The organism is Coleofasciculus sp. (assembly GCF_046539235.1).
Taxonomy (GTDB): domain Bacteria; phylum Cyanobacteriota; class Cyanobacteriia; order Cyanobacteriales; family Coleofasciculaceae; genus Coleofasciculus.
In genome coordinates, this window is sequence record NZ_JBKHHI010000004.1 from 1 (window position 1) to 12,793 (window position 12,793).

Consider the following 12,793-nt stretch of genomic DNA (forward strand, 5'->3'; position numbering starts at 1 on the left):
AATTTCCCTTGGGCGATAAAATCATGATTGCCATTGGTGCTAATGACTTTGATTTTAATGAAATAGCTGACGTACACAATCCCTATCTAGAAAGTAGCGGCACAGGAGCCTTGAATCGCTTTTATCGCCGCAATCCTTTTGTCTTTCGGAATAATGCTGAACAAGGCGTGGGCGCTAATATTATGTTCAGTGATTCCCTGAGTTTAGATGTGGCGTATGTGACGGGTGAAAGTGAGAGTCCAGCCGATAAGGATGGGGTATTCAATGGTGATTTTACTGCCATTTCTCAGTTAAATCTAGCCTTAGCAGACACGTTAGATTTAGGCTTTGCTTTTGGCTATTCATACTATCCCGGTGAAGATGTTAACCTTTCTGGTAGCACAGGAAGTCCACGGGCAAAAGAACCCTTTGGCGAAATTGCGACTTCCGCTTTGCGCTTTGGCATCCAAGGAAGCTGGCGAGTTACGCCGAGGATTAACTTAGCGGGTTGGGGCGGTTACATTGATGCAGAAGCGGAAGCGGGTGCCAGAGAAGGAGATAATGCAGATTTATGGACTTGGATGGCAAGTGTATCTTTCCTTGACTTAGGGAAAGAGGGTGCTATTTTTTCAGTGGCTGGAGGAATGCCACCCAAGTTAACGGATGTTGATGGCGGTGATGAGGATGATGATACCTCTTTCTTAATCGAGGCACAGTACAAATATCCAATTACCGATAATATCCTAATTACACCGGGAGCTTATGTGATTTTGAATCCCAATCACGATGATGGAAATGATGACATTTGGGTAGGTACAATCCGGACGACGTTTAGTTTCTAATCACCTTTAATGAGATCCCCGACTTCTAATGAGATCCTCAACTTCTTGAAGCAGTCGGGGATCTGGTAGAGGTTGCTTAGGACGAATGACGAATGACAAATGACAAATGACAAATGACCTACCTGACCGCCATATCTTTAATAAACCATTGACCCTCTTGGCGCACCAACTCATACTGAACCCGCAAGTTCTCATCGTATGAGAGTCCCTGATTAATTTCACCATTTTGATAGAAACGGGCTTGTTCTTTAACCGCTGCTTCTACCTTCGCTTGGTCAGAATTAGCCGGATTCGTTTGCACAGATGTTACTTTAACCTGGTGATCATACTGGGCATAAATGTTCCGTTGCTGATTAGCTTGCGCCCGCCGCTGCCAAACCGACAAAGCTGGATCAACTAGAATTTGATCCAATCGATCAATTTGATAATCGGGTCCGAACACTTGCGATTTGGTCGAAAGCCAGGTTTGAATCACTTGCTGGGCTGTATCTTGGGTCAGCGGACCTCCGGGTGCGATTAACTGACTATCGGCTTCGGGAATCGGAATCGGAGGTTGAGCCAGTTCCACCATTGGTTGTTCACCTTCTAAGGCTGGCGCAGAGAGACTTTGTTGGATTTTTTGTATCCAAGCGATTAACAACCACCCGATTAATCCGATACCCACGACTCCAGCAATAACCAGCAAGATAGAGCGTCGGTTTTTAGCGATCTTGTGGCGTTCCGGTAGTCGTTGCAGGCGTCCTGGAGCTGAGTGATCCAGATGTCCGGGTTCAGCAGACGGAGTGGATACCCCAGACGCCGGACGAACTCGACTGGCTTCTGCTTCTGATCGGACTTTAGTGGAACGTCCTGGTGGCGCTGATTTAACCGCCATATTTGTTGGTGAATCCCCAGAAGAATTAATGGCTTGAGTTGTAGGTTCTGCCACCCGACTCGTTGCTGAAGCAACCCGTTGGCTTACGGGTAACGTCGAGACACCGGATACCGAGGCGCGATCGCTCCCCCCTGCCAAACTCGCCGTCTGAGCTGCCCGATCGCGCTTTGTGCTGCTATATGAACCCACAACTGCTGGTTCGCGATCGCCAGAATGACCGTTACTCCGACCTGCGGATGCGCCTGTTGTCGTATAGGCTTTCTTCTGAGCCGTCACTGACCATTGATTATTAGCCGTTGGCGTCGATTCCGGAAGCTGCTCTAAATAGGCTTGTACCTGCTCATCGGCAAAATAATCTTTCAACGAGGCGGTTTGTTCTGCCAAGTCTCGGAAATGGGGAAATACAGAATTTTGCAGCCAGCGTTCTCCATACAAACATAATCCCGGTAACAAATCCGGAGCGCCTTGAGACTGTTCCCGAATAAAGGCTAGCGGTTCGTATTCATGACTCAGTTCCAAAGCATGACTGGCTTCTTCCGTTTGACCCAACAGCAGCGCACAGACGGCTTGTTCTAAATGCACATCCTGACGCCGCCCCAACCGCATCAACATTTGTTTCGCCCGGGCAATTAAAGCCGGTTGACGCTGGGCAAACCCTCTCGCAATCAAGGCATAAACCGCCAGATAGGTGGCGACGGCTGAAGGGCGGCGGGCTTCTGCTTCAAACAGGGTTTGTTGTTGAGCCGCGGTTAAGTAACCCCGTAGCTGCTGAATAAAGCGCAAAAAGTCATCAATACTTAGCCCCGACTGGTCATCCCCACTGCCATCAATTCCTTGCCGCTCCTGTAGCATATCTTGCAACAGTTGTAAACCCTTACGCCGTTCGGCAATATTTTCATCGGGTAATGCCAGCAATTCCAGAATCCGGTAAGGACGCAGCTTATAGAGATCGGCTTGAATTTCGCCCCGCACCGTCGGAAATAAACCTTCACTCAGGAGTAATTCTTGACCCGTTTCCAGGGACAAGGCGGCATTTTCGTACCGACCTTGCTGCCATTGTTCCCGCCCCAGTTCCAAACACGCCAGCGCTAGGGTCAGGAAAATATCGGGTCGCACCAGTTGCGGGTCACCCAAGTGACCTTTATCCAAACTGATGCTGTCACGACTGTGCAAATAGGGCTGTCCCAACTGCAAGACGAGTTCATATTCCCCAAGTTCTTGCAGAATCAGCAAAGCGCCCACAAATTGTTCCTTGCTGATGTCTAGGCTGGGATTATTGGGATCAATCGTCTCCGTAGCTGTTGTTTCAGCCCCAGAGACAATTGATTCCAGGGGTAAAGAGGGGCTAGATTCTGGGTTGTAGGTTTTCTCCAGAAAGCTCTGATCATAACTTGATCGCTGTTCCGGGTCAGAGAGAACCGCATAGGCCTGATCCAGCAACTCCTTGCGAGAGGCAATCGCCACTTCCGAATATTCCCGACGCGGAAGTTGGAGAGTGCGATCGCGATAGGCGACTTGAAGCTGTTCTGGTGTTGCCTGGATCGGCAATCCTAATATTCGGTAGTAATCGAGCGGAATTCGCACGGTTCACTTCCCCAGCGCTGCAACAACTGAATTCATGTATGGTAACCTATAGCATCCCCAACATAGTAGTCATTCTAGCAATACTGCCTATCCTAACTGAAAAATAGCTTTGAGTTTTGATCACAAAATAACAGTATAGTAATTGCTGCAAGGATACTCGATTCGCCATGGTTCAGGAACGGACGTTACCTAAGTTTCAAGTTCAAGACGGTCAAATCACCAGAGACGAAGGATTACTGCTTTACGAAGATATGATTTTAGGGCGCTTGTTCGAGGACAAGTGTGCTGAGATGTATTACCGGGGCAAAATGTTTGGCTTTGTCCACCTCTACAACGGTCAAGAAGCCGTGTCTACGGGAGTAATTCGGGCAATGCGCCGGGATTATGATTATGTATGTAGCACCTATCGCGATCATGTCCATGCTTTGAGTGCAGGGGTTCCCCCACGGGAGGTGATGGCGGAGTTATTTGGCAAAGCCACGGGATGCTCTAAAGGACGCGGGGGTTCGATGCATATATTTTCACAACCCCATCATCTTTTGGGGGGGTTTGCCTTTGTCGCGGAGGGAATTCCCGTTGCTACAGGAGCAGCATTTACGTCAAAATATCACCGTGACGCCTTGGGTGATCCGAATGCTGATCAGGTTACGGCTTGCTTTTTTGGCGATGGTGCCTGCAATAACGGTCAGTTTTTTGAATGCTTAAATATGGCAGCCTTGTGGAAATTGCCGATTATTTATGTTGTGGAAAATAACAAATGGGCAATAGGTATGGCGCACGAACGGGCAACATCCCAGCCAGAAATCTATAAGAAAGCTAGTGTTTTTGGTATGCCGGGAATTGAAGTGGATGGGATGGATGTTCTGGCGGTACACTCCGTCGCCCAAGAAGCCGTCGCCCGGGCTCGGGCGGGTGAAGGTCCGACCTTAATTGAAGCCCTGACTTATCGCTTCCGAGGTCATTCCCTGGCTGATCCGGATGAACTTCGCACCTCCGAAGAGAAGGATTTTTGGCTAATTCGCGATCCGATTAAAAAGCTAGTTACTTACCTAACAGAGCAAAATCTCGCCGACACTGAAGAACTTAAGGCGATCGACCAACGCATTCAGGACGTTATCAATGATGCGGTACAATTTGCTCAAACCAGTCCGGAACCGGATAAAAGCGAGTTACATCGCTACATTTTTGCCGAAGATTAAGGTATAATACCCCAACCTGGCATCGGTAAACGCTAGAGGCAAGAGGGCGTTAAATTGCACCATCTCATTGAACCTCTCGCCTCGCGTTACCTGAAGTCTTACCTTAAGACAAGGAAACGGTGATGTTCCAAACAATCTGACTTTTAACCAATCACTTCAATGGATTCGCGCTCAGAGTTAATTGGCGATCGCGCTGAAGTATAACTAACCTCAGCAGACGGTTGAATTTGGTATTTGACCAGATCCGCTAAGTCCTGAAGTTGGCTAATCGCTTCAGCCCCTTCTAGCTTCATCAGTTCGCGATCGTCGCGCATTTCCGTCCAAGTGATCCCGTAATCGGAGACCAAAAAACGAATTAGGTGACTATCGCCCAGACTAACCATGAATGAGGCACTATTCATTTGATTGCCGCAGGTATAGCATGATGCCAAATAGCCTCGGTTTTCTAGCACGATCGCCAAAGCCTGAAGATTCATGACTAAATCTCGTACAAATTGACGATGTTGCTCTGCAAGTCTTATGAACACGTTAATCCTCCAAACACGTTTCCTACGAATATTAGATTTTATACTTTATTAAGGATTTAAGACTCTGTTTTGGGAGGGGTCAGTGCAAAACATGAACAAGCCTTGTCTTCGGCTGATTCCTCAAATTGACTAACAGAGTTAGGGATTTGAGCAATTCTAGCTTGATGATCTGGCTCCACGATTCTAGCCCACTTCAGGCGAGTTGCTCTCTAGGTAGCTCAAGTTATTGGGGACAATCCTCAAGTTATCTGATACAAATTCCTAATCAGTTGTATCAGACGTGACAATGGTGATCCTGAATCTGATACCATTGCCGCCTAGTCCATCGGTGGGAATTGGCTAATTGATTTGCCACCAACCGAATGTTGGTCCAACAAAGCGCACGGTTAGCCACCAGGCGACGAGAAAGCCGATGCCAATCCAAGCGCCCTTAGTCGTTAGTTTGACGAACTGCTCACCCTGACTTTTAGTAATTGGGAGCCAGGGGAAGAGTCTCGCCTCTTGACCGTACTTGTCTCCAAGTGCAGTTTTACGACGTTTTGCTTCACCCATTCCTTGCATTCCTCAACTAAATGAATTCGATCTTAGCGCTATTCCTGAGATTTGGTTGGCATAAGTTTACGAAATGACAAGTAATTCTGACAATTCTCCGGGGATCAGGGATCTTAGATTAGAAATCCTGAGCCAATCGGCAACTTGTCTTACCCTTACAGATAGTCCTGCTCCTCTAGAAAGACTATCGCCAGTCAAGTTATCGGACATCAACCGAACGCGATCGGTAAAACCTGTCCTTAATTAGGGGCGGCTGAATAAGTCTTATGGTGGGGTAGAGAGCAGGGGAAGCTTGTAGAGACGTGCCATGGCACGTCTGGAAGATGGGGAAGATGGGGAAGATGCTGCTTTTAGTTGTATCGCCAGATTTTTGACCGTCTAGACACCAAAACGAAAGCACTTGCTGGGTCAAAAAATGGCTGGGAACCCTTGTGTGGCATACCATCTACACCCATGCAGCAAGCCCTAATTACCTGAACATAAATTTTGTTAACTAGGTTAAGAATTGTCAAGTCCTCAATTCCTTTCCTTGTTCCTGTTTCCTGTTTCCTATTCCCCGTTCCTTTTCTTTTTCTCCAAAAGGAAACTTAGCTTTGATTAAGGAATAAAAGCGAATTGACAATTCTCTCTGATTTCTGGCTACAATCGAGGGCGAGTGTGGTTTTTGTGAGGAGTTATAAAACCATGACAATTTATAGAAGTTGGGGAAAAACGGCGTCATCAGCGTTAATGTTTGCCACATTAGGTTGCTGGATCACCAGCTTTTCGGCGGCGCAAGCGACCTCTGTGGAATCCTCAGCGTCGCAGCCGACCGATTTGGCGCTGACCCAAACTTCAGGGGTAGACCCAGGACTACCTTTACCCCTGGAAACAGAACAAGTGACTGCTGCGGTTGACATAGCATTCCCCGTAACAGAAGCAGACATCACGACTGAACCAGCCGCATCCGATATCGATGAAGTCGAAATGATGACGCCAAGGAATTCCCTGATTGAATCCGAGGAAGCCTTTGAGGACATCAAAGTTCAAGACTTAGCCCAAGCCTTACCAGAAGTGGAAGAGGCGAGTGATCCCACTGTTCCTGATCCGCTGTTCGTTGATCCTCTAGAGGCGGTAGAGGAATCTGACTCAATGGGTCAAGTGACCAATGTGTCTCAGTTAAGAGATGTTTCTCCCGGAGACTGGGCGTATGAGGCACTGCGGAGTCTGGTAGAACGCTATGGTTGTATTGCCGGATATCCAGATGGCACATTCCGTGGTAATCGGGCGATGACCCGGTATGAATTTGCCGCCGGGTTGAATGCTTGTATGCAGCAAATTGAGCGGTTGATTGCGGGTCGTTCCGAGTTTCCCACTGGGGAATTAGAGACCTTGCGGCGGTTGGTGCTGGAGTTTGAGGCAGAAATTGCCACCCTAGGGGCGCGGGTGGATAACTTGGAAGGTCGAACTGCCTTTTTGGAGGATAATCAGTTCTCGACGACGACTAAACTGTTTGGGCAGGCGATTTTTGGGGTTCAGGGACGTAGCGACGATAACGACTTTGAATTCCTTTTCAACACATTTGCTGAGAACGATGCCCTAGAAGACCCAGACACTAATGTCAATGTCATTAATAATGTGCAATTGAGTCTGTTTACTCAGTTGAGTCCTCGCAGTCTGCTGTTAACCAGTTTCCAAGCAGGCAATGGTAGCACGACTACGACTCCTTCTGGTGCAGAACCTTTCTTCTTAGATAACTATGTCGCCTTGGGATATGAAAATGACAACGATAACGATTTAGAATTGACTGACCTCAACTATCGTCAACTCATTGGCAGCAATTTTGCGGTAATCGTCGGACCAGAAGGCGTTAACCCAGTTAATGTCTTTCGGGGAGTCAACCGGATTGAAAGTGCGGGTTCTGGACCTCTGTCTCGCTTTGCCCAACGTAATCCGATTATTAATACTGGCAATGGTAGTGGTGGGATCGGCTTTGATTGGCAAATTGCCACCCGCATTAGTTTACAAGGTGTCTACTCCGCTAGTACGCCAGCAGATACAGATAATGGGGGTATCTTTGGCGGAGACAATGGGGAAACTTCTGTTGGGGCACAGCTAGTGGTCTCTCCCATAGATACACTTGATGTCTCTGTACAATACATCAATGCCTATTCTCCTTTTGGGCGATTAGGAACTGGAGTTGGCGATGACTTATTAGCGCTACCTGGTATCTCAGACAGAGCGCCCATAAACACGGATGCTTTTGGGGCTGGTTTGGAATGGCGAGTTACACCCCGGATAACCGTTGGCGGTTGGGCTGGTTACACCACCTCTGAGTTAAAGGGTGGGGGTTCAGGAGAGGTTGAGACGTTTAACTGGATGGCTTTTCTCAATCTCCCAGATTTATTTGGCGAAGGGAACATGTTTGGTTTGTATGTGGGACAACCGCCTCGAATTACGGACAGTGACCTAACTACAGGCAGGAATGTCCCTGACTTTACCAACTATGGCGGAACTTTGGCAGATTTCTTGAATCAGATAGACCAAGTTGGTGAACCGGGAGATCAACCGGATACGACAACTCATTTGGAGGCGTTCTATCGCTGGCAAGTGGCAGACAATATCAGCATTACGCCTGGGGTGATTGTGATTTTCAATCCCCTGCACAACGATGACAACGATACGATCACGATTGGTGCTATCCGCACGACCTTTACGTTCTAGATTCAGGGAAAGCCGGATAATCTTGGTTAGGATAGTCTGCTGGAATGTCGAAATAATCCCTCTTCACTTTGCCAAGGAGAGGGATAAAGCTGCCCTAATTTTATTGGTGGTTACGGAGCAATCCTAAGCAGCGTCTGCACTTGAGGTTTTTGATGAAGTTTGTGTAAAGATGCCCCCCTAGAGGAACTGCACTAAGTCGCAGGCGTCATAGTTGAGTAAGAGCTGGAGAAATTACCAATAACCTGTGTTGTCTCATCTGTGCATACACCAACTTGGCAAGCAGCTTTAGGGCATTTTATCCCCCTCTTCTTGATTAATACTTTGCGATCTGACTCTGTTCAGGATTAAATCAGGACATATCAATAGTGGCAGTTGGGTCTCGAAGTCAGTTAAAAATACCTCAGTTCTTTTAGTTCATTCACGGATGGAGTCTTAAAGATGATTATCAAATCACTACGCTACATTGTCGGTTTAGGTGTCGCTGGTGGCTTAGCCGTTTTACTCGCACCAGGAGCCAATGCTCAAATTGAAGTTACAGGTGGAGAAATAGCGGGTGAAGCCGCTTTCTTTGTGCCAGGAATGGATGCGGCGGGAAATGTAACGTTATTTGACGCGGCTGTGCAGAGGCTGGAAATAGAAACCCCCAATGGTATAACTACCACATCTGTATTTGTTCCCAGTGCTGCCAGCTTTACTGACAATGGGGATGGTATGCCCAGCAATGGTGATACAGGCGTATTAAAGGGACAACTGACGGGACTAGCTGCTATCGGCGGTAGCGCTTTTGCCTTTTCTGGTCGAGATACAGTCCTTGAGTTTACACTGAGTTCTTTTAGTCAAAATTTGGGTTTTGACGGAACCCTGATTAGTCCTGACGAAGTGGGTAGTGCGCCACTAATTTTCTTGCCAGTTCTCGGTGCTTCTGTGGAAACTGAAGGTTTTTCCGCCGCAGATGGTGAATTGCAGGTGGGTGACTTTGAGGCTGATCTCGATAGTGGTCTGATTGATTTACCTGCGAGTGTAAGTTTGGGAGACTTTGGCAGCGTAACGGTATCTCAAGAGGGTTCTTTGGCGCAAACTCTCAAGTTCAAGTTTGAGGGAGAAGACTTAGCTTTTGATGAGTATGGGTTGGCAATAAATGGTAGCCAAGTCAGTTTTGTTGGTGAAGCCAATAAAAAATTTGAGATTGAAACCGTTGGTGATGATGAAGCGAGTCAGTTCAAAATTAAGGGCGAACTTGGTGTTGTAGATATTGCGATCAGTGATGCTGAGTATGATGAACGTGATCAGTTGGAATTCACCGATGATCTAAAAAAATTCAAGATTGAAGGTGAAAGCCAGGGCTTTGCGACACTGTATGGTTTTAATACCGCCGCTTTTAGTAGCACGGGTGAAAGCGAGACGAAGTTCGAGTTTGAGCAAGAGGGCGGTGCGAAAATCAAAGGTGAAAGTACTGGCGATGTAGCCTTCAGGGCTATAGCAGGGTTCGGCGCTACCAATACAGGTGAAGTGGTGCAAGAAGATGGTAGCTTCACCATTGAATACACGAACAGTAACAACTTTGAATATGACTTCGATGATGACGATAACCTAATCGCCGTCTGTAACGTTTGTGCAAGTCCAAGACTAGTCTTCGATACCGACATTGATTTCGGTAACAACACGATCACTCTAGTCAGGAACACCGCCTCCAGCAGCACGTCCATCAACTTTGTTAACGCCAACAGTGGTAACACATTCGTCTTCACGGGTGACGGTTCCGGAGCAGCAGCCGTCTCAGAAACGTCGGGAGTTGCAGTTACTACAGGAACTTCAACAAGTGCTGGATCAGTAACCCGTACTACAGCCGCATCAGGTGCTAGCTCAGCGAATACTAACCTGATTGCTTTCTCTGGCACTTCCAGCAACGCTGAAAGCCAATATGAAATTTCTAACTCTATCCGTTTCACCAGCGCCAGTGCTGCTCAAGGACGGGTACGGGTTAACTATACAGAGCGTGGCGGTAATCGCTATCTTGTCGCCACTCGCACCAGTCGCGGTCGAGCGTTAGGTCGCCAAGGCTACAAGATGGTTGGTGCTAGCAGTCGCGTCTTCCCCGGTTTGGTGGGTTTGCGCCAGATTTCCGATGAGGAACTCGATACCGTTGTCGAAGATGATACCGCGATCGATACGGGTGACACCACGACTGTTGATGATGAAACCAATATCGATACGGGTGACACCAATACTGTCGATGATGAAACCAATATCGATACTGGAGACCAAACCGACATCGGTGACGATGATGACGATGATGACGATGACGATGACGATGACGATGATGACGATGACGATGATGACGATGACGATGACGATGACGATGACGATGACGATGACGATGATGATGATGACTAAGTTTGGAGTCAGATAAATCGTCACTACGGGGTTGGCAAGGATTCAGAAGGGTGAATCCCAGTAACTTCCAACCCCATGGAGATAACCATCTAGTCATCCAGTTAATCGTTCAGGGCGGTTAAAGAATAAGTGTCTTCTGAGATAGGTTTAGGGGTAGCAATACCCCTACCTATGTCGTTCAAATTCATCGCAAAGTCAAAAGTCATAAGTTATCGCAAAAAGCAGAAGACTCCAGGGTAGAAGGCAGAAGGGTTCTTACTGATATAGCAATAGACACATCGATTAGGACGTTCGGCACCATTGTAGAGACGCGCCGTGGCGCGTCTGGAACATAAATGATGTGTCCCAACAGCCATGGCGGTTGCTATACCTTCTCGTTTCAGCCGTTAAAGAAAGTTCTAACCTTTATGGCTACAGCTATAAAACCTAACGCTGATAGGTATTTCAGCCATGAACAGTACCTAATCAAGCCCTAATTATATTGTGGGAAGGAAGTAGTCCATTTTAATGGACTTAAGCTATTAGCCCGGAGTTTGAACTCCGGGCTCCGGGCGGCTGTCGGCGCTAAAAATGATGCCAACTATCAGTTTTAACCGACGCGGATCATATCTCTATGACTGCGCCCATTCGGTATGGAAAACCCCTTCCTTGTCGGTTCGCTCATAAGTATGAGCGCCAAAGTAGTCGCGCTGTGCCTGGGTCAAGTTTTGCGGTAAGCGATCGCGCCGATAGCTGTCGAAGTAATCCAATGACGCACTAAACGCTGGAACCGGGATTCCTAACTGATTAGAAGCCACCAGCACCTCCCGCCATGCATCTTGGCGATCCAGAATCGTTTGCTTAAACTCTGGCGCTAACAATAAATTCGGCAGTTTAGGATTCTCATTGAAAGCATTTTTAATCTTATCCAAAAATCCCGCCCGAATAATACAACCGCCTTTCCAAATCCGAGCCGTTTCTGCCAAATTCAGGTTGTAATTAAACTCCTCCGAAGCCTTACCCAACAATGCCATGCCTTGAGCATAGGAACACATTTTTGAGCAATAAAGCGCGTCCCGGACTTTATTGATAAAGGCTTGGCTATCTCCATCATATTTACCCGTCGTACTGATCAGCTCCTTCGCCGCCGCCACCCGTTCCTGTTTATACGAGGAAATTACCCGCGCATTCACCGCCGCGTACATGGTGGGAATCGGTACACCCAATTCCAGAGAACTAACCACCGTCCAGCGTCCAGTTCCCTTTTGTCCGGCAGAATCCAGAATCAAATCAACCAGAGGCTGATTCGTATCCGGGTCAATGTACTTAAAGATATCCGCCGTAATTTCAATTAAAAAGGAATTTAGCTCATCGGTAGTATTCCATTGGGAAAACACCTGATGAAGCTGCTGGTGATCCAGTCCTAAACCATTTTTGAGCAAATCATAAGCTTCGGCAATGAGCTGCATATCGCCATACTCAATCCCGTTATGCACCATCTTCACATAATGACCTGCACCCCCAGGACCAATGTAGGTGACACAGGGTCCATCATCCACCTGAGCGGCAATTTTGGTCAAAATCGGTTCTAACTCTTTATAGGCTGTATCCGTGCCTCCTGGCATCAAGCTAGGACCATGGAGCGCCCCTTCTTCGCCACCACTGACCCCCATCCCGACAAAACCGAGTCCCGTGGCTTCTAAGTCTTTAGTGCGGCGTTCGGTGTCTTGGTAGAGGGAGTTCCCGCCATCGATAATCATATCGCCCGGTTCGAGCAGGGGTTTGAGTTGATCAATGACAATATCAACGGGTTTCCCAGCTTTGACCATAACTAGGATTTTGCGGGGACGTGCCAAGGTTTTGACAAAATCTTCCAGGGAATAGGCGGCGGTGACGTTTTTATTCGAGGCACGCTTTGCCATAAAGTCTTCCGTTTTCGAGCTAGTCCGGTTATATACCGCCACCGGAAACCCGCGACTTTCCACATTTAGCGCCAGGTTTTCCCCCATCACAGCTAAACCGATGACTCCGAAGCTTGGTTGTGTCATATATCTCTCGTCAGAACGTAGTTGAACGTGTACTCGTGTTTATTTCCCCTACAGGGTAGCCTGTCCTTTGGTGAAATCTTGTAATATTTGCATTACGAGTATGCCCCAACTA

8 protein-coding genes are annotated in these 12,793 nt (G+C 47.6%); 4 read left to right on the top strand and 4 right to left on the bottom strand.

Translation table 11 applies throughout. The annotated features are described in order from the left end of the window. Window positions 1-821: iron uptake porin (locus tag ACLFWI_RS00965; protein WP_446411338.1), on the top strand; the 821-nt coding region annotated here is incomplete at its 5' end. A gap of 118 nt (window positions 822-939) precedes the next feature. Here ACLFWI_RS00965 and ACLFWI_RS00970 read toward each other — a convergent pair. Then, window positions 940-3,279 carry an IMS domain-containing protein gene (locus ACLFWI_RS00970; protein WP_446411339.1) on the bottom strand — a complete coding sequence of 780 codons (2,340 nt, stop codon included), beginning with the start codon at window positions 3,277-3,279 and terminating at the stop codon, window positions 940-942. Between the two features lie 167 nt (window positions 3,280-3,446). Between ACLFWI_RS00970 and pdhA the strand changes: the two genes are divergently transcribed. Continuing rightward, on the top strand, window positions 3,447-4,478 hold the full coding sequence (gene pdhA, locus ACLFWI_RS00975) for a pyruvate dehydrogenase (acetyl-transferring) E1 component subunit alpha (RefSeq protein WP_446411340.1): 1,032 nt from the start codon (window positions 3,447-3,449) through the stop codon (window positions 4,476-4,478). 143 nt (window positions 4,479-4,621) lie between these two features. Here pdhA and ACLFWI_RS00980 read toward each other — a convergent pair whose 3' ends face one another. Continuing rightward, window positions 4,622-5,005, bottom strand: coding sequence for a DUF1815 family protein (locus ACLFWI_RS00980; RefSeq protein WP_446408893.1), 384 nt, complete (start codon window positions 5,003-5,005; stop codon window positions 4,622-4,624). Between the two features lie 339 nt (window positions 5,006-5,344). After that, on the bottom strand, window positions 5,345-5,557 hold the full coding sequence (locus ACLFWI_RS00985; RefSeq protein ID WP_446411341.1) for a DUF2839 domain-containing protein: 213 nt from the start codon (window positions 5,555-5,557) through the stop codon (window positions 5,345-5,347). 684 nt (window positions 5,558-6,241) lie between these two features. Here ACLFWI_RS00985 and ACLFWI_RS00990 point away from each other — a divergent pair. Next, window positions 6,242-8,260: an iron uptake porin gene (locus tag ACLFWI_RS00990; protein ID WP_446411342.1), complete on the top strand. Its 2,019-nt coding sequence runs from the start codon at window positions 6,242-6,244 to the stop codon at window positions 8,258-8,260. A 438-nt stretch (window positions 8,261-8,698) separates the two neighbouring features. After that, the gene (locus ACLFWI_RS00995; protein WP_446411343.1) at window positions 8,699-10,654 is read left to right on the top strand and encodes a hypothetical protein; all 1,956 of its coding nucleotides are present in this window, start codon (window positions 8,699-8,701) and stop codon (window positions 10,652-10,654) included. Window positions 10,655-11,265: 611 nt separating this feature from the next. Here the strand turns inward: ACLFWI_RS00995 and gndA are convergent. Beyond that, entirely contained in the window at window positions 11,266-12,681 is a 1,416-nt protein-coding gene (gndA, locus tag ACLFWI_RS01000; RefSeq protein WP_446411344.1) for an NADP-dependent phosphogluconate dehydrogenase, read from the bottom strand. Window positions 12,682-12,793: the final 112 nt, after the last annotated feature.